Source organism: Halomonas urumqiensis, assembly GCF_003028575.1.
GTDB lineage: Bacteria > Pseudomonadota > Gammaproteobacteria > Pseudomonadales > Halomonadaceae > Halomonas > Halomonas urumqiensis.
Window position 1 is genome coordinate 756,748 of the sequence record NZ_PYUD01000001.1, and the last position, 22,173, is coordinate 778,920.

Genomic DNA, 22,173 nt, shown 5'->3' on the forward strand with positions numbered 1-22,173 from the left:
ACGCCTCCGCGCACCTCCCGAAGGAGGTGGCCAGAGACGTCTTTGTCGTGTGCCTTTCAATCGAATGCTGCGGGCGATCACCGTTGATCGCCAGTTACCATCACTCTTTACATCAATCCTTCAAGAAATCGGCCAGATTCACCGAATATGAAAATTTATATCCTATTAACAGTGGCTTGTTGGCTTATGCCCTTGGCTTTCCCGATTTACTTACGAACATGTTTGCACGTCACTGGTGCAGGGCAGCATCGAAATGCACGGGGCTGTAGCACTCACTGAGGGTGGCGAGATCCAGGCGGCGGCCATGCTGGCTGAGGTGGCGCTGCAGGTGCTCGGCGAAACGCTCGGCAAGGGTCGGGGAAGGGCGCAACACGCCCTCGCCATACAGCTGCTGGGCGATGGGCGGGTGGTTCAGGTTCAGGTCGTCGAGGTGGCAGACCGCGTGATCGAGATAGGGCGGCAGGGCCAGCCAATCCCTGGCCTTCCGCGAATGTTCGGGCGAGGCGCCCAGCCAGTCGCTGGCGGCGGCGATGCCGCGCAGCAGCGCGGCGAGCGTGGCCGGGTAGCGGTGTACCCATGAGCGCGTCACGCCCAGTACCTTCTCGGGCTGGCCTGGCCACAATTGGTCGCCGGTGGCGACGATCCGGCCGCTGTCGCGGTGGGCAGCGAGGCTACCCCAGGGCTCACCTGCGCAGAAACCATCGATGGTGCCGGACTGCAGCGCTTCGACCATGCGCGGTGGCGGCAGCACCAAAAGCTCCACGTCACGCTGCGGGTCGAGCCCACCGAGCGCCAGCCAGTCCTGCAACTGATAGTGCTGGCAGGAGAACGGGTAGACCATCGCCAGGCGGGGACGGTGACCGCTCGAATCACGTCGTTTGATATCACCAAGGGCCTTGGCGCTGGCCGCCGGGTCATCGCCGAGCGCGGCGCCGCTGGCCTCACATAGAGAGCTCGAGAGTACCACGGTGTTGCCGTTGCGGCTCAGGGTGATGGGCGCGAGGGTGTCGCAGGGGGCACGACCCAGCCCCAGGCTCATTGCCAGCGGCATGGGAGCGAGCATCTGGGCACCGTCGAGCAGGCCGGCGGCGACCTTGTCGCGCAGCGTCGACCAAGCGTTTTCCCGCGACAGCGTGACATCGATGCCCTGGTCTGCGAAGAATCCGCCTTCCCTGGCAATCACCAGCAAGGCGGCATCGGTGAGTGGCACGAAACCGAGGGTCAGGCGGCTCAGTTCCGTTACGGCATGGTGGGTATTCATCGGGCGGGCCCCTGTTCGGAGGATCCAGGATTCAGGCGTTCGAGGATATCGATGACGCTCTCGGCGACGTCGGCGATGCGCTGACCTCGATCCATGGCCAGCTTGCGCAGCATGCGGTAGGCCTGCTCTTCGTCGCAGTTTTGATGCTTCATCAATAAGCCCTTGGCGCGCTCGATGCGCTTGCGCTCGGTGAGCTGGTTGCGTGTCTTGTCGAGTTCCTGGCGCAGCGACTGGAAGGCATCGAAGCGGGCGATGGCGACATCGATGATCGGCTTGACGCGGCTGGGCACCAGGCCATCGACCACATAGGCGCTGACGCCGGCCTTGAGCGCCGCCTGCAGCGAATCGCTGTCGTGCTGATCGGCGAAGAACACCACGGGGCGCGGATTCTCGCGATTGAGCAGCGCCATGCTGTCCAGCGCATCGCGGTCCGGCGATTCCATGTCGATGATCACCACGTCGGGCTGATGACGGGAGACCATCTCGTTGAGGCTCGCCGGGCTCGACAGGCGGCAAATGACCTGGTGCCCTTCATTGACGAGAGCTTCCTCGACCATGGCGGCGCGGACGACCTCGTCGTCGACCAGCAGCACCTTGAGTGACGGGGGCAAGGGGGGTGGCATGGTATTTCGCTCGTAGGATGTCGATCGGATTGCTGCCCTGCACAATGCAATAAGCATTCCAATTTCCAGGTTTGGCGCACGCAAAGAGTGCATTGGCGCGTCAGGTGGATCGTCTAGCGACTTGGGTGCGGTGATTCGGCACCAGACTGGTGCAGGTGGTGTCGTGGATGACGGTTACTGGTGCGGGTCGTCGTCCGTCGGACCAGGGTGTTCTCCACGGCAGCGGAGGGCAGGTCACTGCCGGCGATGGGAAAACAGGCTTCTGGTACACGAATTGCAAGTGAGCGTGGTAACGATCATGTGAAGCGATGATTGGCTAGGCAACGATGCCCACCCAGGCGTCCGGCAATGCTGGACTCGCCCGAGGTGGGCATTTTTTTGGCCAGGCGAATCGATCGAGCGACACGACAGGCGATACGAAAGGAGCGTCTCATGCACAAGGCTCGTACCACATGCCCCTATTGCGGCGTCGGTTGCGGCGTACTGGCCGAGTTCGAGGGCGGCAGCGACGACCCAAGCGCCAGGCGGATCGTCGGTGTCAGCGGTGACCCCGAGCATCCGGCGAATTTCGGCAGGCTTTGCGTCAAGGGCGCAGCACTGCACGAGACCTTGGGCGATCACGGCCGCTTGCTGCGCCCACGCGTGGATGGCCGGGAGGTCAGTTGGGACACGGCGCTGGATGCCGTCGCCGAGCGTCTCTCGGCCACCCGCCGCGACCACGGTAACCACGCGGTGGCGGCCTACCTCTCGGGACAGCTGTTGACCGAGGACTATTACGTCGCCAACAAGCTGTTCAAGGGCTTTCTCGGCACTCCACACCTGGATACCAACTCCCGACTGTGCATGGCGTCGGCCGTGGCCGCCTACAAGCGCTCGCTTGGCGCCGATGCCGTGCCCTGCAGCTACGAGGACATCGAGGATGCCGAACTGGTGGTGCTGGTGGGCTCCAACCTGGCCTGGAACCATCCGGTCCTCTACCAGCGCCTGAAGGTGGCCAAGACCCGCAATCCATTGATGCGGGTAGTGGTGATCGACCCGCGCGTCACCGACACCTGCGAAATCGCCGACCTGTACCTGGGTGTTGCGCCTGGCAGCGATGCGCGGCTGTTCAACGGTCTGCTGGCCTGGATGGCCGACAGGCGCAAGCTCGATAATGTCTATCTCAAGCGCCATACCCGTGGCCTCGACGAGGCTCTCGAGGCGGCGCGCCAGGATGATACCTCGGTGGCGGCCATCGCCGAGTATTGCGACGTCGATGCCGAACGTCTCGAGACCTTTTTCTACTGGTTCGCGAGCCAGCTGCACGTGGTGACCCTTTACTCCCAGGGCATCAACCAGTCATCCAGCGGCACCGACAAGTGCAACGCGATCATCAATTGCCATCTGGCCGGCGGCAAGATCGGCCTGCCCGGCGCTGGCCCGTTCTCGATCACCGGCCAGCCGAACGCCATGGGTGGCCGTGAGGTCGGCGGGCTGGCCAACCAGTTGGCCGCGCACATGGACTACCACACCCCCGGTGCCATCGACCGCGTGACGCGTTTCTGGTCCACCGCATCGCTTACCCCGACGCTTCCCGAGCAGCCCGGCCACAAGGCGCTGGAGCTGTTCGAGGCCATCGAGCGAGGCGAAGTGCGCGCAGTGTGGATCATGGCCACCAACCCCGCGGTGAGCCTGCCGCGCAATGATCGTGTGCGTGCGGCACTGGCGAATTGCCCTCTGGTGATCGTCTCCGAGTGCGTGGCCAACACCGACCTGATGCCCTATGCCGATATCGTGCTGCCTGCCTCCAGCTGGTCGGAAAAGGACGGCACCGTCACCAACTCCGAACGGTGCATCTCACGCCAGCGCGGCCTGTTGCCGCCTCCCGGCGAGGCGCGCCACGACTGGTGGATCATGACCGAGGTGGCCAGGCGACTGGGGTTTGGCGAAGCCTTCGACTATCACCATCCGGCGGAAATCTTCAGCGAGCACGCACGGCTGTCCGGCTTCGAGAACGATCCGGATGGCGAGGGCTATCGGCTGTTCGATATCTCGGCGCTGGCCGGGCTCGACCGCGCCGGTTTCGATGCGCTGGCGCCAATCCAGTGGCCGGTGACCGAGCGCGCGCCTCACGGCACCCCAAGGCTCTTCGAGGATGGCCGCTTCGCCACCCCGGATGGGCTGGCTCGCCTGGTGGCGGTTCGCCCGGCGGCACCACAGCAGCCGCTCAGCGAGTCCCGCCCGCTGCGGCTCAATACCGGCCGAGTGCGCGACCAGTGGCACACCATGACACGTACCGGACGTGCCCCGCGGTTGATGAATCACCGCGCGGAGCCGTTCATCGAGATGACCCCGGAAGATGCCGAGCGGCTGGGTGTCGAGGAGCAGCAGTTGGCAAGGCTCAGCGGCGCCGGTGGCGATTACGTGGGCCGGGTGCGATTGACCAAGGGCCAGCGCCAGGGCGAGCTGTTCGTGCCGATGCACTGGAATGATCAGTTCAGCGGCAACGCCCGCATGGGCGCGTTGCTCGAGGCGTACCGCGATCCGCTGTCCGGGCAGCCGGAAGCCAAGCATGGCGCGGTGTCGCTGGAACCCTTGCCCTGTGCCTGGGAAGCCACGTTGCTGTTGGGGTGTGACGAGGACCCGGGTGATGAGCAAGCGTCACAAGCCCCGGCCTGGTGTCGTGATACCGCTTACTGGGCGCGCATTCCGCTGGCCCATGGTCAGCGCTGGCAGCTCGCCGGCAGCCCTGAGGACACCCAGCGCGACTGGCTCGCGTGGGTGCAGAAGACACTGTCGGTGCCCCCGGCGCTGTGGTGTGATGACCCCGCCAGCGGCCGCCTGCGTGCGGCGGGCATCGAGGATGGCAAGCTGCGCTGGTGGCTGATGGTGGGCCCACCCGCCGAGCTCCCGGGCCTGGCCTGGCTGGATGCGCGCCTGGCCGAGGCGGCGGGGGGCGAGCGGCTCGATACCACGCTTCGCCGGCGGCTGTTGGCCGGCTGTGACGATGGTGCGGCGGATGCCGGCCCCGTGGTGTGCAGCTGTCATCAGGTCGGTCAGCGCAGTATCGTCGAGGCGATTCGCGGCGGCGACAGCAGTGTCGAAGCGCTCGGCGCTCGATTGGCCTGTGGTACCCAATGCGGCAGCTGCATTCCCGAACTCAAATCATTGATCGAAGAGACCACCTCACAGGAGAGGGCCGATGCGCACCATCAAGTGCAACCCGAAGTCGTCGATGTCTCGTGAGCTCTTCGCCGTACCGCTTGCGCGGCTGGTCGCCGGCGCCGGTCGATGGCTGAGTGGCCTGGCCGGTGACGCCGATGTCGCTGATCGTGCTCCAGGAGTTCTCCGCCAGACGGGAGAGTGCCGCCCAGGCAGCGTCTACCTGGTGGGAGCGGGAAGTGGCGATGTGGAACTACTCACGCTAAAGGCCGCGCGACTGCTGACCGAAGCCGATGCCGTGGTCTACGACCGCTTGGTGGGTGACGATGTGCTGGCGCTGGTTCCAGCGGGTCGCGAACGCTATTACGTGGGCAAGGCCAGTGGTCATCATAGCCTGCCCCAGGCCGAGATCGGGGCGCTGCTGGTGCGGCTTGCCAGCGAGGGCAAGTCGGTGGTGCGCCTCAAGGGCGGCGACCCTGGCGTGTTCGGTCGCATGGGTGAGGAACTGGCCGCATTGGCGCAAGGTGGCGTGTCCGCCGAGATCGTGCCGGGCATTACCGCTGCCTCGGCGGCCTGCGCCAGCATGGGCATCCCGCTGACCGACCGGGGCCACGCTCAGCAACTACGCTTCATCACCGCCCAGCGATGTGGTGAAGGGGCAGGCCGTGAGGATGGCGAGCCTGACTGGGAGGCGCTGGCACGCCGCGACGAGACGCTGGTGTTCTACATGGGGCTCTCGAAGGTCGAGGCTATCTGTGCGGGGCTGCGCGGCGCCGGTTTACCCGATGATTGGCCGGTGATGCTGGTGGCCAATGCCAGTCGTCCCGAGCAGCGCTCGCTTGTCGGCACGCTTGCCGATATGCCACGTAAGCTCTCCCGACACCCGCTGCCCTCGCCCTGTCTGATCGTGGTGGGCAGCGTGGTGTCGATGGTCGCCACAAGCACGGCGGCCGCTCAGACATCGAGCGTGGCCGATTCACCGAGGTAGCCGTTGACGAATTCGAACTCGTCATCGTCAAGCTCGCCGGCCACCGCCGCCAGGCGCATCCGCGACAGCAGGTAGTCGATGCGTGCCTGCAGCAGGTCGCGGCGTGCGGTGAACAGGTTCTCCTCCTCATTGAGGATATCGAGGTTGGTGCTGGAACCCGCCTGGAAGCCCCGACGCGTTGACTCCACGGCACGTTCGCTGGAAGCAACGGCCAGCTCCAGGGCGCGTAGCCTGGCCTGGCTGCTCTGAATGTTGTGAAATTCCCTGGCGGTGAGCGTGGCGATTTCCTGTTGGGTGGCGCCGAGCACCTGGTAGGCGCCTTCGCGGCGCTGGTCCGACTGGCGGATACGAGCGCTGGTCATGCCACCCGAGTAGAGCGTCAGGTTCAGTTCCAGGCCGATCCAGCCATACTGCTGTTGCTGGTCGACGGTGGTCAGGCTCGAACTCTCGTTGGTGGTATAGCCCAGCACCAACCCAAGGGTGGGCAGGCGGCCGGCTCGGGCGATACGTGTTTCCTCCTCGGCAATCAACAGCCCCACCCGACGTGCCACGACATTCGGGCTATCGCGTCTTGCCAGGGCTAGCCATGCTTCAAGGGTGGTGGGGGTGAGGCCCGGTGTCGGGAACGCCTCGCTGAGTGTGGCAATGTCGGGTACGGGCGCCGCCAGCAGCTCCTGGAGCTGATAGCGAGACAGCCTCAGCTGGTTCTCCGCCTCGAGCAGCTCGGCCTGGGTGAGGTCACGGCTGGCCCTGGCCTGATCGACATCGATGATGGTGCCTTCCCCGGTATCGAAGCGCCGCTCGGCGGCACGCAACTGTTGATCGAAGGCATCCAGCTTGCGTTCGGAAAGCGCCAGGCTTTCGCGTGCCAGCAGCGCATCCAGGTAGCGTTCCGCCAGCAGGATGGCGAGCTCCTGGTGGCGCGAGTCGAACACCGCCAGCCCCTCGTCGGCGCGGTGCTGGCCCTGGCGGTAGCCTGCCATGCCTTGAGGGTCGTAGAGCGGCTGACGCAGTTGCGCGGTCGCCGACCAGGAGTTGTGGTCGATATCCGAGCGCACTTCCTGGCCGCTGATGTCCGGCTGAGTGAGGCTGCCATCGTTGCGATTGGCCTGGGCCGAGAGGGTCACGGTGGGCAACAGGTTGGCTCGCCCGATCGCCCGCTCCTCCTGAGTGGCCTCCCGCTCGTGGATGGCCGCCTGGTAACGTGGGCCCTGCGCCTGCAGGGTTTTCCACGCGTCGTTCAGGTTCAGCGCCAGGGCGTGTGTGGGCACGATCAGGCCCAGCATCAGCAGGGTTCCGGCTAGCTGTCGCATGTCACTGCTCCTTGAAGGCGCTGTCGATCCTGTCCAGCAATGGCTTGAGCAGGTAGCTCAACAGGTTGCGCTCGCCAGTCTTGATGGTGACGGAGGCCGGCATGCCGGCCCGGATACGGTTGAGCCCCAGCAGTTCGGTACCTTGCGGCAGCACTTCCACCTCGGCCAGGTAGTAGGGCATGCCGCTCTCCTCGTCGACCAGGCGATCGGCCGACACGGTTTTCACCTGGCCCGGAATGTTCGGGGTCTGGGCGTGGTTGAAGGCCGGGAAGGTGATATCCACATTGAGCCCCGGTTCGAGCTTGTCGATGGCCTGAACGGGCACCATGGCATCGACCTGCAGAGGCTCATCCTGCGGCACGATATCCATCAGTGCCTGCCCCGGCTGGATCACGCCGCCTTCGGTGGTGACATTGACCCCGAGAACGACCCCATCGATAGGGGAACGCACCACGGTATGGTTGACCTGATAGTCCAGCGAGCGCAGCCGGTCGGCGAGTGACGCGGTTTCCTGCTGCTGCTCTGCCAGGCGTGACTGGATGTCCTCATGGAACACTTGATCGAGCTGCAGCAGTTGCAGACGCAGCTCGGCGATCTCGGAACGGGTGCGCCCGATCTCGGCGGTAGTCTCGGCACGGCTGCCGCTGACCTGGGCACTACTGCGTTCGAGCTCCAGCAAGCGGTTGCGGGGAATGTAGCCTTCCGCGGCGAGCTTTCGCATGCCCCTGAGTTCTTCGCTGAAATGGCCGACCTGGGCATTGCGGAACCCTTCGACCTGCTCGAGCCCGGCCAGGCGCTGGGTGGCGGAATTGAGCTTCTCGCTCAGGATCATCCGTTCGCCCTCGAGCGTGCTCTGGCGGGTGTAGAACAGTTGGCTCTGCAGCGCGGTTGCCGCGGCGAGCCTCGGGTCACTGGCAAAGCGCTCGGCGAGCCAGGGGTCGAAGGCCACCGACTCCTGGCCATCGCGTTCGGCCTGCAGGCGGTCCTCGACGCTTTGCGCGATGATGTACTGGGTGCTGACCACGCCCTGTTCGGCCATCGCTTCGGTGGCATCCAGGCGCAGCAACTCCTGGCCAGCCACGACGCGGTCTCCTTCTCGCACCAGGATCGACTCGATGTAACCGCCTTCCAGGTGCTGGATCGTCTTGCGGTTGCTGGTCACCTTGACCGTGGCGTTGGCCACGACGCCAGCATCCAGCGGCGCCAGGGTAGCCCAGCCGATGAAGCCGCCGAAACCGAGCATGATCAACAGAAGCCCCCACACCATGGGGCGGCGATCATTGGTATCCAGGTCGACGGGTGCGCCTTCGGCGGGGAGGAAGTCCTGGGTATAAGGTGAAACGGCGATATTCATCTCGAATCACTCCTTCGCTCTGGCGGCCGCCACGGGGGTGGTGGAGGGGGCCGCCATGATGTTGGCCTTGCGCAGTGCGCCGAACACTTCGTCGCGCTTGCCCTGCAGTTGCATCATGCCGTCGCGCAGCATCATCACCTGGTCGACATTGGCGAGGATGTTCGGGCGGTGGGAAATCAGTACCAGGGTGGCGCCACGTTCCTTCAGCCTGGCGAGTGCCTGCACCAGGGCCGATTCGCCGGCGTCATCGAGGTTGGAGTTGGGCTCGTCGAGCACCACCAGGGCCGGGTTGCCATACAGCGCCCGAGCCAGCGCAATCCGTTGCTTCTGCCCGCCGGAAAGCGGGTTTCCGTCCGCATCGAGGCGTGTCGCATAGCCTTCCGGGAAGCGCAGGATCATCTCGTGCACGTCGGCCTGGCGGGCCGCCTCCACCACCGCATCGCTGTCCAGTTCGCCGAAGCGTGCGATGTTGTCGGAAATACTGCCTTCACAGAGTTCCACGTCCTGGGGCAGGTATCCGATCCATGGGCCAAGCTCCTGCTTGTTCCAGCGGTGAAGTTCGGCACCGTCGAGACGCATCGAGCCAGCGCGTGGCCCCCACAGGCCGACGCACAGTCTGGCCAGGGTCGATTTGCCCGAGCCCGAAGGGCCGATAACACCGAGCGACTGGCCAGGTTCGAGGCGGAAGGCCACCCCGCGCAGGATCACGCCCGCGTCACCTGGTATCGCCGCCACCAGGTTTTCGGCTTCAAGCCGGCCTTCCGGGCGCGGCAGGCGCAGCGAGGGTGGTTGGGCCGGATAGGCATCGAGCAGGCCAGCCAGGCGCTTCCATGACACCCGGGCGTTGAGTAGGGGTTTCCAGTTGGAGATCGCAAGCTCCACCGGGGCCAGTGCGCGGCCGGTGAGAATCGAACAGGCGATCATCATGCCGGGGGTGATCTCGCCGCGAATCGCCAGCAGCGCGCCGGTGCCGAGCACCAGTGATTGCAGGGTCACCCGCACGAAACGCCCGATGCCGTTGATCAAGGCAGAACGATCAGAGGCGCGTGCCTGCAGCAGCAGGCTCTGGCGATGGTGGCGATACCAGCGATCGCGGATCGCTGGCAGCATGCCCATGGCCTCGATGGCTTCGGTATTGCGCAGGTTGTTGTTGGCGAAGGTGCCGGAGGCTGCGGCGGCCTGGTTGGAGATGGCCAATGGCTTGCGGGTGACAAGCTCGGTGATCACCGCCAGGCTCAACAGGATCAGCGTGCCGGCCAGCGTCAACATGCCGAGCCACGGGTGGATCAGGTAGGCGACGAACAGATAGAGCGGGGTCCAGGGCGCATCGAAGAAGGCGAACAGGCCGTTGCCGGTGAGGAACTGGCGGACCTGGGTAAGGTCCTGCAGCGCCTGTGACGGTGACCCCCCGGCGCGGCTCAGATTGCGTTCGAAGGCGGCGGTGAAGATGCGCTGGTTGAGCCGTTCGTCGAGCCGGTTGCCGACCCGCACCATGACCCAGGAGCGAATGGCTTCGAGCATCGCCATCAGCACGTAGAGCCCTACCACCAGCAGGGTCAGCATCAACAGTGTGTTGACGTTGCTGCTGACCAGAGCCCGGTCGTAGATCTGCAACATATACACGGCGGGCGCCAGCATCAGCAGGTTGATGACCCCGCTGAAGGCGGCCAGCGCCAGGAAGGTGTGGCGCATCGCATAGAGTGCGCCCGCCAGCTCCGTCCTTTGGTTAGACGATGAATTCATGGTCGACCCCCTCATCGGTCATGAGGCTTGCTTGGTTATGGTGTAATGACTTTTTTATGATTCGCTAATTGACTGCGCTTTCCACTGCCCTTGCTAAGTCCCGTTTTATCCAGGTCTGTCTCTTCCAATATCTGTCTTTTCCAATGTCTGTCTCTTCAGGCCGTGTCTCCGTGCCCTGCCTAAACAATGCTCCGTCACAGTGGCATTCGTCTGGCTGTGGAGGATGTTTCGTTTGTTAGCGCCTGGTGGGAGTGTTGTCAGAATAGCCTACTTCTGTAATGCAGATAGAGTAAATTGTGTTCCAATGTAAAAAAATTCTTGACCGCTTTACAGACCCTGACAATAGTGAGAGGGCGTTGGGTTAGTAGTTGGGTGTATTTCAAAATCAGCAGTGGGCGCGATTTAAATCAAATAAAAACAGAGTGATACGGATTTTCCGTAGAAAAGTAAGTTGTCGGTTCGAAATGTGTGATTCGTCAGGTATTAGAACTTTGATACTCACAGGTAGAGAACCTTAGTACATGAAGTTACAAAGCTGTAATACAGGGCTTCAAGGGTTTTTAATGCATTTAAAGAGCAAGTAGTCCTTATGGATTAGCTCTCTAGAAGATAAGTAATGATGATTTAAATGAAGGAGAGATCCTTCTGAATCTAATGTTATGTCAGTAACCGGTTTGAAAATAATTGCCGCATGGGAGGCAACATGGCTGTCAAAATGAATCAACACGACCTGCAGTTCATTCTGGATCAGATCAAGATCGCCGAAGCGCATGCGGCGGGAACGCCGCTGGCCGATCTCGTCGACAGTTCGCTTCTACCGGCAGGCCTGCGCACGGTCGATGGTAGCTACAACAATTTCGTGGCCGGCCGCGAGCAGTGGGGGGCCTCAGGCGAAGAGTTTCCGAGATTGACCGATCCGAACTGGGTCGAGGGAAGCGGCACTCTGGGCGGCGCGCCATACCCCACCAACAACAACTATGGCGCCGAGGGCAGTGTGGTCGATGGCGAGCCGCGCCTTATTTCCAACCTCATCGTCGACCAGACGCTGGACAACCCGGCCGCCATCTACGCGGCTCTCCAGCACGCTGGTTTCGAAGGCGATATCTGGGCAACGGTCGAGGAGATTCAAGGCCTGCACCAGGCCTATGTCGACGCCGCGGCTGGTGACGCCGATGCGAGTCTCGAGCTCGCGGCACGCGACGCCGCCCTCGAAGGCCATGGTATCGAGATGGATGGCAGTACCATCCTGCTGCCTAACGTCGCCCCGGATGAAGGACTGTCCGCACCGTACAATGCCTTCTTGACGTTCTTCGGCCAGTTCTTCGACCACGGCCTGGATCTGGTGGCGAAAGGCGGTAACGGCACCGTCTATATGCCGCTGTCGCCGGACGACCCGCTCTACATTGAGGGCAGCCCCACCAATTTCATGGCGATGACCCGCGCGACGACCGATCCCGATGCCGCGGGCAACGTCACTACGCCCTGGGTGGACCAGAACCAGACCTATACCTCGAACGCCTCTCACCAGGTATTCCTGCGCGAGTATGAACTCTCCGGCGAAGGGGTGGATGCGCAACCGCTTGCCACCGGGCGACTGCTTGACGGTGACCGCGGCCTCGCCACCTGGGCCGACGTCAAGGAGCAGGCACGTTTGATGCTCGGCATCGATCTGACCGATCTGGATGTCAGCGCGGTACCGGAGCTGCTTGTCGATCCCTACGGCGAGTTCATTCGCGGCGACAACGGCCTGCCGCAGATCCTCGCGGCCTTCCGCATGACGGGTCAAGATGAAGAAGGGAATCCGATTCTCGAGGCGATCTATGTAGAGGGCAATCGACAAGATCCGGTCGACCCGTCTGCGATCAGTCTGCCCGCCGGCACGGAAATTTATGATCCCGCGACTGGCGAGAACAGGGAGGTTTCCGCAGGCGAGACGATTTCGGCCGCGCGTACCGGGCACGCCTTCCTCGACGACATCGCTCACTCGGCGGTCGTGGTCACGGACGAGAACGGCGCACTTGTCGCCGACGCCGACGACGTGGCGGGCAACGACGTTCAAGTGAACATACGGGGTCAGAACACCGAATACGACAACGAGCTCCTCGACGCCCACTACATCACCGGCGACGGGCGCGGAAACGAGAACATCGGGCTCTCGGCCGTCCACCACGTCTTCCACTCCGAACACAACCGCCAGGTCGACGACATCAAGGCGACCATCGAAGCCAGCGGTGATCAAGACTTCATCGCCCAGTGGAAGCTCGAAGACGGCTCGTGGGACGGCGAGCGGCTGTTCCAGGCGGCGCGCTTTTCCACCGAGATGCAGTATCAGCACCTCGTGTTCGAGGAGTTCGCGCGCAAGATCCAGCCGGATGTGGACGTGTTCATGGTTCAACCCGACGCCGAACTGGACCCGAGCATCTTCGCTGAGTTTGCGCACGTCATCTACCGTTTCGGGCACTCGATGCTCAATGAAACGGTCGAGATGATCGACGTCAATGGCAACCGTGACGGCTCGATGAGCTTGTTCGATGCCTTCCTCAACCCGCTCGCCTTTGGCGCCGAGGACGCGGACGGCAACGTCACCGTCAGCCATGACGTAGCCGCTGGCGCGATTATCCGCGGCATGACGGGGCAGGTAGGCAACGAGATCGACGAGTTCGTCACCAACACGTTGCGTAACCAGTTGCTCGGCATTCCGCTCGACCTGCCGGCGATCAACATCGCCCGTGGCCGCGATACCGGTATGCCGACGCTGAACGAGGCGCGTGCCCAGTTCATGGAACTGGCCGGCGGTGACACTCAGCTCAAGCCCTACGAGAGCTGGAGCGATTTCGCCCTCAACCTCAAGAATCCGGGCTCTATCGTCAACTTCATCGCGGCCTATGGCACCCACGTTTCGATCACCGCAGAGAGCTCGATCGACGGCAAGCGCGATGCGGCCTTCGCCCTTGTGATGGGTGGCGACGGGGCTCCGACGGACCGCCAGGACTTCCTGAATGGCACGGGCACCTGGAGCGACATGGAGACGGGCCTGAACAACATCGACCTCTGGGTCGGTGGCCTGGCCGAGAAGAAGATGCCCTTCGGCGGCATGCTCGGTTCGACCTTCTCCTTCGTCTTCGAAATGCAGATGGAGAGCCTGCAGGATGCCGACCGGTTCTACTACCTTTCGCGCGTGCAGGGGCTCAACCTGCTGACCGAACTCGAAAACAACTCGCTGGCCAAGATGGCGCTGGCGAATACCGACCTCGGCGAGACGGGGTTTGCCATTCCGGGAGACCAGTTCTCGGTGCCTGATCATGTTCTCTACATGGACATGGCGAAGCAGATGGCCATGACGGGCCTTGGCGATCCCCTGCATGACGACCCGACCCTTGGTGCCTTCACCAGTCTGGTCGAGCGCCGCGACGATAACAACGACGGGATCGCCGAGTACATCCGCTACAACGGCGCCGACCATATCGTCATCGCCGGTACCGAGGGCAACGATACGATCATCGCCGGCGGCGGAGATGACACGGTCTGGGGTCTCGGCGGCGATGACTACATCGAGGCCGGCTACGGCGTAGATCACATCGACGGCGGCGACGGGGATGACATCATCGTCAATGCCGGTACCGATATTGGCGAGGTCGACATGCTCAAGGGAGGCGCTGGAAACGACGTCATCCACGGCGGCAGCGGCATGGCGCTTATCTTCGGCGGCGACGGCAAGGACTTCTTGATGACCGGGCCGGACGGCTCGGAAATCCGCGCCGGTGAGGGTGACGACTTCCTCCTCGGCGGTGACGGCCAGGATATCCTGTTTGGCAACGAGGGCAACGACTGGATCGAGGGCAAAGGCCGGTTCGACTACATTGCCGGCGACAACGGGGAGCTGTTCTTCAACTCCACCGTCATCGGCCACGATGTCCTCAACGGCGGCCAGGGGGATACCGACTACGACGCCGACTCGGGCGACGACATCATGGTGGCCGGGGAAGGTATCCAGAAGTTCATCGGCATGTGGGGTCACGACTGGGTCATCCACAAGGGGCAGCAGGTCGGTGCCGACGCCGACATGAACGTCGAGGTGTTCACCACCTTGCCGCTGGAGGTGCTGCGCGACCGCTTCAGCCAGGTAGAGGCGATGTCGGGATGGAAACACGACGACATCCTGCGCGGCGACGACCGGAGTGACGAAGAAGAGGATGTCACACCCCTGATCGCCGACCCGACGCCTGAGGGCAATTTCGTCCACAATGAGCTCGACCAGGCGGGCATCGACCGGATCGATGGTCTCGGCCAACTGATCACCCCGGACATGATGCGCGAAGCAGAGTACTGGGCCGATGGCTCAGGGACGGTGAAGTCGGTGTTCACCGGCGGCAACATCCTGCTCGGCGGCGGTGGCAGCGACACCATCGAGGGGCGCGGCGGCGACGATGTCATCGACGGCGACGCCTGGCTCAATGTGCGCATCGGCATTTACGAGGAGGGCAACCTCATTGCCTGGGCCGATGGCATGGCGGACAAGGTCTACGATGCGTCGAACTTCAACACGACTACTGGCGGACCCACCAATCCGGCCGCCGCGCTGCACGACGGGAAGACGCTCGACGTTCTGATGCTGTCGCGGACCTACAACCCCGGCCAACTCGAGATCATTCGCGAAATCCTCTGGGACGACTCCGGTATCGACACGGCTGTCTATTGGGGCGAACGCGCCGATTACGAGATCACGCAGGACGCAGACGGCAGGTGGACGGTGGCGCATGTCGACGTGGACGATGGCGCGGTGGATCCCGTGACTGGGAAAAACCGCGTCTCGGACGGCACGGATCTCTTGCGTAATATCGAGATCCTGCAGTTCAGCGATCAGTCGGTATTGATCGACGAGAGCGTCAATGTGGCGGCCACCGGCGCGCCTTCGATCAGTGATACCACGCCGACCCAGGGCCAGACGCTGACGGCTTCAACAGCGGGCATTGGCGATCAGAATGGCACCACCAACTCGACCTTCAGCTTCCAGTGGCAGGTGGGAGCAGGGTTGGTGTTTGCCAATATCGCCGGTGCCACGGGGGCCACCTTCACCCCCACTGAAGACCAGGTTGGCCAGCAATTGCGGGTGGTGACCACCTTCAATGACGATAACGGTTTCGCGGAAAGGGTTGAATCGGAGGCCACGGATATCGTCGGGATGCTCTATCTAGGCACCCCCGGCGATGACAATGTCAGCCTGACCAATGGCGAGGATATCGCCTATGGCAGGGGAGGGAATGACACCATCCGCGGACTTGAAGGAGACAACTTCATCTACGGAGGGGCGGGCAACGATAGCCTTTACGGTGGGGGAGGCAACGACTTCCTGGCCGGCAACATCGGCGACGACTTCCTGTATGGTGGGGCCGGCGACGATAGCCTGTACGGAGGACTGGGCAACGACCACCTCGCGGGCCACCTGGGGGATGACTTCCTGGCCGGGCACGCCGGGGATGACAACCTCTACGGCGGTGCCGGGAACGACACCCTTCATGGCGGTGCCGGGAACGACTACCTTGCCGGGCATAGCGGTGATGACCTGCTGTTTGGTGGTTCCGGCAATGACAGTCTGTATGGCGGATCTGGCAACGATTATCTGGATGGAGGCACCGGTAACGACCTGCTGGTAGGGCAAACCGGCAACGATACCTTCGCCTTTACCCAGGCCAACTTCGGTCAGGACACCATCCAGGACTTCAACAACGGTCAGAACCTGATCGATGTCAGCGCTCTGGGGGTGACCGCCGCCAACTTCGGCACGGTGGTCAATGAGCAGCAGGATGGCAGCAACCTGGTGCTCTCCTTCAACGGTAACCTCAACCACACCATCACCCTGGTCGGTGTGACCAATGTGGACGAGTCGGACTTCGTGCTCGCCTGAGCCAAGGCCCGCCTACGCGTAAGCGTGGCGCAACGGCAAGCGGCCATCCGGGACACCGGATGGCCGCTTCTTTTTGCGGTTAAGCGTCGATCGGAAGGTTGGTGAGCGCGACAGCAACCCTCTTTCTTGTGCAGAACGGCGTCGGTCAACTGGTGGGGGCTTGCTTGGTTATGGTGTGAATGCTTTTTTATGGCCTGCTAAATTTCTGCTCTTTTCACCTGTCCTTACAATGCCCACCTCATCCAGATATTGTCTATACCATCCTGTTTTTTTCAGGCCCTGTCTCCATTCTCTGACAAATAAGGCTTCTTCACCGAGGCATTCGTCTGGCTTTGGGGACACTTCGCCCTCTAGCAGTAGTTGGGCGTGTTGTCAGAATAGGCAGGGTCTGTAATCCAGATAGAGTAAATTGTGTTCCAGTGTAAAAAACTTCTTGACCGTTTTACAGATGCTGACAATAGTTAAAGAGCGGTTAACCAGTGCTTGGCTGTACCGTTAACTGACGAGTGATTTCTCAAGTAATAATATTTAGTGTCATAAAAACAAAGAGTTAATTATTTTTATAAGAAAAATAATTCGGTGGTTATAGGTGAGTAATTAGCCAGGTATTAGAGCTCTGATGCTAGTAGTTTGATAAATTTGTTGCATTAAGTTACATAATGATAATGCAAGAATTCATGGGAATTTAATACTTTCCAATAGCAAGAGGTTGTTTCCCTATTAGTACCGAATGAAATGAGTGATGGAAAGTATCTAGGAGCGTTTTTAATTCGACGAGAGGTGAAAGAAAGTTAGAAATAACTGCTTCGCTTAAACGGGTTGAATCATAACAGACATCAACAACTATCGCGGAATAATCGGCTTAGGGTCACGCACCCGTGCCAACCAGATGGTTGCAACTCAAGGGGTGGTCATCATGGTAACGCTCACTACTGGGGATCTCGACTTCATCCTCACTCAGATCCAGCTCTCCGAGGCCCATGCCAACGGAGCCGATCTATCCGATCTCATCTCCAATCCGCTGCTGCCCTGGGGGATTCGCACCGTCGATGGCAGCTACAACAACTTCCTGGATGGCAAGGAGCACTTCGGCTCGGCCGATCAACTCATGCCGCGGCTGCTGGTGCCGGAGTTCCGGGATGGCGAGGCGATTCCGGTGGGCGCACCTGGTGGGGAGCCGGGCACCCCGACCTCGTATTCTCAGACCAATGGGTTCGTCTACGACTCACAGCCTCGCACCATCAGCAACCTGATCGTCGACCAATCCGGTGCCAACCCGGCCGCCCAGGCCGCTGCCCAGGATACCGAGGAGTTTGGCTCCGCCTGGTTGGGGGCAGTTGATCCGGTCACCGGGTTGCCGGTTCTGGATGCCGGCAGCGACTGGTTTATCGCCGCTCAGGCGCCGGACGAGGGCATCAGCGCGCCCTTCAACCCCTGGATGACCTTCTTCGGCCAGTTCTTCGACCATGGCCTGGATCTGATCAACAAGGGAGGCAATGGCACCATCGTCATGCCTTTGCAGCCGGACGATCCCCTCTATGTCGAGGGCAGCAATACCAACTTCCTGATGCTGACCCGAGCCACCAACGACCCAGGGCCGGATGGTATCCTCGGCACCGCCGACGATATTCGCGAGCAGAGCAACAAGACGACACCTTTCGTCGATCAGAACCAGACCTACACCTCCCATGCTTCGCACCAGGTCTTCCTGCGCGAATATGAGATCCGAGACGGAGTCCCGGTGGCGACGGGCCACCTGCTGGATGGCGCCAATGGTGGCCTTGCCAATTGGGGCGAGGTCAAGGCTCAGGCCAGTGCGATGCTGGGTATCGAGCTCTCCGATATGGATGCGCTGAACGTGCCGCTGCTGCTGACCGATCAGTACGGCAAGTTCATTCCCGGCGCCAATGGCCTGCCGCAGTTGGTCACCTCGGTGGATGTCAACGGTGTGGTCACCGGTGTAGAGGAGGGTAACCTGACTACACCGACCAGCACCGCGGGTGCCGAACGGACCGGCCATGCTTTCCTCGACGATATCGCCCATACGGCGGTGCCCAACGAAGAAGGTACCCATGACGCAGCGCTGCTCGCCGAGCACTTTATCACCGGCGATGGTCGCGGCAACGAGAATATCGCCCTGACCTCGGTGCACCATGTGTTCCATTCCGAGCACAACCGTATGGTGGAGCATGTGAAGGATCTGGTGCTGGCCACCGGTGATACCGACTATATCGCCCAGTGGCAGATCGAGCCCGGTGTATGGAACGGCGAGTACCTGTTCCAGGCGGCGCGCTTCGTGACCGAGATGCAGTACCAGCACCTGGTGTTCGAGGAGTTCGCACGGACCATCCAGCCGGCGGTCGATGTGTTCGTGTTCTCGCACAATGTCGAGATCGACGCGGCGATCTTCGCCGAGTTCGCCCACGTGGTGTATCGCTTCGGCCACTCGATGCTGACCGAGGATGTAGCACGGGAAAACAAGGACGGGACCGACAACAGCACGACCCTGCTCAATGCGTTCCTGAACCCGGAATTGTTTGATGCAGGCTATGCCAACGCCGATGCGGCGGCGGGTGCCTTGGTGCGTGGCCTGACCCGCGAGCCTGGCAACGAGATCGACGAGTTCGTGACCAGCACCCTGCGCAACAGCCTGCTGGGTCTGCCGCTCGATCTCGCCGCCATCAACATCGCGCGTGGCCGCGATACCGGCGTGCCGAGCCTCAACAACGCCCGTGAGCAGTTCTACTCGCAAACCGGCGATACCCAGCTCAAGCCATACACCAGTTGGAAGGATTTCGCTGAGAACATCAAGAACCCCGCCTCGTTGATCAACTTTATCGCCGCCTACGGTACCCATGACACCGTGGTCAATGCGGTGGGTACCGCGGACAAGCGTGCGGCGGCCTGGGAGCTGGTGATGGGGGCCCCAATGGATCCCGCTGATGCCCCCAATCCGTTGGCGGCCGACCGTATCGAGTTCCTCACCAGCACCGGTGCCTGGGCGAATACGGAAACCGGCCTGAACCTGGTCGATTTCTGGATCGGTGGCCTCGCCGAGCAGAACATGCCCTTCGGCGGCATGCTGGGCAGTACCTTCAGCTTCGTCTTCGAGTTGCAGCTCGAGCAGCTGCAGGTGGGCGATCGCTTCTACTACTTGAGCCGCACCCAGGGCATGAACCTGCTCACCGAATTGGAGAATAACTCCTTCACCAAGCTGATCATGGCCAACACCGACCTGGGCGATAATGATTCAACGCACCTGCCGGGCAATATCTTCGCTGCCGTGAACTATATCCTGGAGTTGGATGAGACACGCCAGAAGGATTACAACCCGGATGACCCCACCAGCCGTGACCCGGTGCGCGAATCCGGTGGTAATCTCAACGATCAGGTGATCAATGGCGGGTTGGTGCCACTGGTCGAGCGCGGGGATAACTTCCTCAAGTTCAACAGCGATGTGCATGCGGTGCTGGGGGCCAGGGGGCATGGCGAAGCGGTGACCCTGATCGGTGGCCGCGGTGATGACACCCTGTGGGGTAGTGAGCACAATGACCGGCTGGAGGGCGGCTGGGGCAACGACATCATCCATGGTGGCGATGGTGATGACATCATCACCGACATGGGAAGCGATGCCGAGGGCAGGATCCATGGCGATGGTGGCAATGACGTGATCGTTGCCGGCAGCGGTTTCTCGTTGATCTTCGGTGGTCCGGACAAGGATTTTATCATGGGCGGCCGTGATGAGAACGATATCTTCGGCGGCACCGGCGATGATTTTATTCATGCCGGTATCGGCCCGGGGTTTGCCATGGGCAACGAAGGCAACGACTGGATGGAGGGCGGCGACAGCTTCACCACGCTTGCAGGTGATAACTCCGAGCTGTTCTTCAATAGCTCGATCATCGGCCACGATGTGCTGATCGGGGGCGGCAACGACACCGATTTCGACGCCGAGTCCGGCGATGACATCATGGTTCAGGGCATGGGCATCAACCGCAACGAAGGCATGTTCGGCTTCGACTGGGTGAGCTTCAAGAACACCCCCGAGAACTCCCAGAAGGGGCACTTCGTCGACCTGAGCCTGGAGGAGCGGCAGGTGAGCGGTGTCTATGTGGACATGCGCACCCCGGTATTCACCACGGACTTCGATGACATCCTGCGTGATCGCTTCGATCAGGTGGAGGCGCTTTCCGGTTCCCACTACGACGACATCCTGATCGGCGATGATCGCGGTACAGGTGACGATATCGAGGATGAGTTGCAGATCGGCGAGACCCATGCGCTAACTCGCGAGGGGGTCGAGCGAATCGACAATCTGGATGAGCTCCTGGGCATCTGGAACGATACCTCGCTGACCAACCCGGGCGACATTATCTTCGATCGTGGCAACTTGATCCTCGGTGGTGCCGGAAGCGATGTCATGACGGGGCTTGCCGGCGACGACATCATCGATGGCGATGCCTGGTTGAACGTCAAGATCGGCGTGGATTTCGGCAACAATGGCACCTTCGATGAGTTCCATGAGCGCATGGAAACCCTCAGGGAGCGGATGGTGTCGGGGGAAATCAACCCAGGAGAGCTGCATATCGTCCGGGAAATCCTTTGGGACAATGATGCTGACTCGGTGGATACCGCGGTGTTTACGGGTGCCAGGGACGAATATGACATCACCCAGAACGCCGACGGCAGCTGGCTGGTCGCTCATGATGGCGGTAATGGAGTCGATGGCACGGATCTCGTCCGCAATGTCGAGGTGCTGCAGTTCAGCGATCAGTCGGTATTGATCGACGAGAGCGTCAATATCGCGGCCGTCGGTGCGCCGTTGATCAACGACACCACCCCAACCCAGGGCCAGACGCTGACGGCGTCCCAGGGCAACATTACCGATCTCAATGGCACCACGGGCTCGACCTTCAGCTTTCAGTGGCAGGTGGGGCTGGGCTTGACGTTTGCCAATATCGCCGGTGCCACGGGTGCCACCTTTACCCCCACCGGCGACCAGGTTGGCCAGCAACTTAGAGTAGTGATCACCTTCAACGACGACAGCGGTTTCCTGGAAACCCTAACCTCGGAGGCCACGGATATCGTCGGGATGCTCTATCTAGGCACCCCCGGCGATGACAATGTCAGCCTGACCAATGGCGAGGATATCGCCTATGGCAGGGGAGGGAATGACACCATCCGCGGACTTGAAGGAGACAACTTCATCTACGGAGGGGCGGGCAACGATAGCCTTTACGGTGGGGGAGGCAACGACTTCCTGGCCGGCAACATCGGCGACGACTTCCTGTATGGTGGGGCCGGCGACGATAGCCTGTACGGAGGACTGGGCAACGACCACCTCGCAGGCCACCTGGGGGATGACTTCCTGGCCGGGCACGCCGGGGATGACAACCTCTACGGCGGTGCCGGGAACGACACCCTTCATGGCGGTGCCGGGAACGACTACCTTGCCGGGCATAGCGGTGATGACCTGCTGTTTGGTGGTTCCGGCAATGACAGTCTGTATGGCGGATCTGGCAACGATTATCTGGATGGAGGCACCGGCAATGACCTGCTGGTGGGGCAAACCGGCAACGATACCTTCGCCTTTACCCAGGCCAACTTCGGTCAGGACACCATCCAGGACTTCAACAACGGTCAGAACCTGATCGATGTCAGCGCCCTGGGGGTGACCGCCGCCAACTTCGGCACGGTGGTCAATGAGCAGCAGGATGGCAGCAACCTGGTGCTCTCCTTCAACGGTAACCTCAACCACACCATCACCCTGGTCGGTGTGACCAATGTGGACGAGTCGGACTTCATACTCGCCTGATCCAAGGCCCGCCTACGCGTAAGCGTGGCG

At 61.7% G+C, this 22,173-nt stretch carries 9 protein-coding genes; 4 read left to right on the top strand and 5 right to left on the bottom strand.

Features of this window, described 5'->3' with window-relative positions:
* Nucleotides 1-229: 229 nt before the first annotated feature.
* Both C6V82_RS03135 and C6V82_RS03140 read right to left on the bottom strand, forming a co-directional pair.
* Nucleotides 230-1,261, bottom strand: a complete 1,032-nt coding sequence (locus C6V82_RS03135) for a CmpA/NrtA family ABC transporter substrate-binding protein (RefSeq protein WP_102589421.1) — start codon at nucleotides 1,259-1,261, stop codon at nucleotides 230-232.
* Entirely contained in the window at nucleotides 1,258-1,884 is a 627-nt protein-coding gene (locus C6V82_RS03140) for an ANTAR domain-containing response regulator (protein WP_229843059.1), read from the bottom strand. The genes C6V82_RS03135 and C6V82_RS03140 overlap by 4 nt, the downstream gene beginning before the upstream one ends.
* A 432-nt stretch (nucleotides 1,885-2,316) precedes the next feature.
* Here C6V82_RS03140 and C6V82_RS03145 point away from each other — a divergent pair, with 432 nt between their 5' ends.
* Together C6V82_RS03145 and cobA are read left to right on the top strand one after the other, a co-directional pair.
* Nucleotides 2,317-5,109, top strand: coding sequence for a nitrate reductase (locus tag C6V82_RS03145; RefSeq protein ID WP_102589422.1), 2,793 nt, complete (start codon nucleotides 2,317-2,319; stop codon nucleotides 5,107-5,109).
* Entirely contained in the window at nucleotides 5,066-6,013 is a 948-nt protein-coding gene (gene cobA, locus C6V82_RS03150) for a uroporphyrinogen-III C-methyltransferase (RefSeq protein ID WP_229843058.1), read from the top strand. Before C6V82_RS03145 ends, cobA begins: the two co-directional genes overlap by 44 nt.
* Here cobA and C6V82_RS03155 read toward each other — a convergent pair.
* Genes C6V82_RS03155 through C6V82_RS03165 form a run of 3 tightly spaced genes read right to left on the bottom strand, consistent with a single transcriptional unit; the run spans nucleotide 5,980 to nucleotide 10,423 of the window.
* Nucleotides 5,980-7,326, bottom strand: a complete 1,347-nt coding sequence (locus C6V82_RS03155; RefSeq protein WP_102589423.1) for a TolC family outer membrane protein — start codon at nucleotides 7,324-7,326, stop codon at nucleotides 5,980-5,982. The genes cobA and C6V82_RS03155 overlap by 34 nt on opposite strands.
* Nucleotide 7,327: 1 nt before the next feature.
* Nucleotides 7,328-8,680, bottom strand: coding sequence for an HlyD family type I secretion periplasmic adaptor subunit (locus C6V82_RS03160; protein WP_102589424.1), 1,353 nt, complete (start codon nucleotides 8,678-8,680; stop codon nucleotides 7,328-7,330).
* Nucleotides 8,681-8,686: 6 nt separating this feature from the next.
* A complete protein-coding gene (locus C6V82_RS03165; RefSeq protein WP_102589425.1) occupies nucleotides 8,687-10,423 on the bottom strand; it encodes a type I secretion system permease/ATPase in 1,737 nt (578 codons plus the stop codon).
* Nucleotides 10,424-11,126: 703 nt separating this feature from the next.
* On the opposite strand from C6V82_RS03165, the gene C6V82_RS03170 reads away from it, so the two are divergent.
* Both C6V82_RS03170 and C6V82_RS03175 read left to right on the top strand, forming a co-directional pair.
* Nucleotides 11,127-16,328 (top strand): peroxidase family protein, encoded by a 5,202-nt coding sequence (locus C6V82_RS03170; protein WP_102589426.1) that lies wholly within the window; start codon nucleotides 11,127-11,129, stop codon nucleotides 16,326-16,328.
* 916 nt (nucleotides 16,329-17,244) lie between these two features.
* Nucleotides 17,245-22,143: a peroxidase family protein gene (locus C6V82_RS03175; protein WP_107164710.1), complete on the top strand. Its 4,899-nt coding sequence runs from the start codon at nucleotides 17,245-17,247 to the stop codon at nucleotides 22,141-22,143.
* The last annotated feature ends 30 nt before the right edge of the window (nucleotides 22,144-22,173 follow it).

Excerpts from the sequence above, each read along its gene's own strand:
- C6V82_RS03135 (WP_102589421.1), bottom strand. The coding sequence starts at position 1,261 with ATGAATACCCACCATGCCGTAACGGAACTGAGCCGCCTGACCCTCGGT.
- C6V82_RS03140 (WP_229843059.1), bottom strand. The coding sequence starts at position 1,884 with ATGCCACCCCCCTTGCCCCCGTCACTCAAGGTGCTGCTGGTCGACGAC.
- C6V82_RS03145 (WP_102589422.1), top strand. The coding sequence starts at position 2,317 with ATGCACAAGGCTCGTACCACATGCCCCTATTGCGGCGTCGGTTGCGGC.
- cobA (WP_229843058.1), top strand. The coding sequence starts at position 5,066 with ATGCGCACCATCAAGTGCAACCCGAAGTCGTCGATGTCTCGTGAGCTC.
- C6V82_RS03155 (WP_102589423.1), bottom strand. The coding sequence starts at position 7,326 with ATGCGACAGCTAGCCGGAACCCTGCTGATGCTGGGCCTGATCGTGCCC.
- C6V82_RS03160 (WP_102589424.1), bottom strand. The coding sequence starts at position 8,680 with ATGAATATCGCCGTTTCACCTTATACCCAGGACTTCCTCCCCGCCGAA.
- C6V82_RS03165 (WP_102589425.1), bottom strand. The coding sequence starts at position 10,423 with ATGAATTCATCGTCTAACCAAAGGACGGAGCTGGCGGGCGCACTCTAT.
- C6V82_RS03170 (WP_102589426.1), top strand. The coding sequence starts at position 11,127 with ATGGCTGTCAAAATGAATCAACACGACCTGCAGTTCATTCTGGATCAG.
- C6V82_RS03175 (WP_107164710.1), top strand. The coding sequence starts at position 17,245 with ATGGTAACGCTCACTACTGGGGATCTCGACTTCATCCTCACTCAGATC.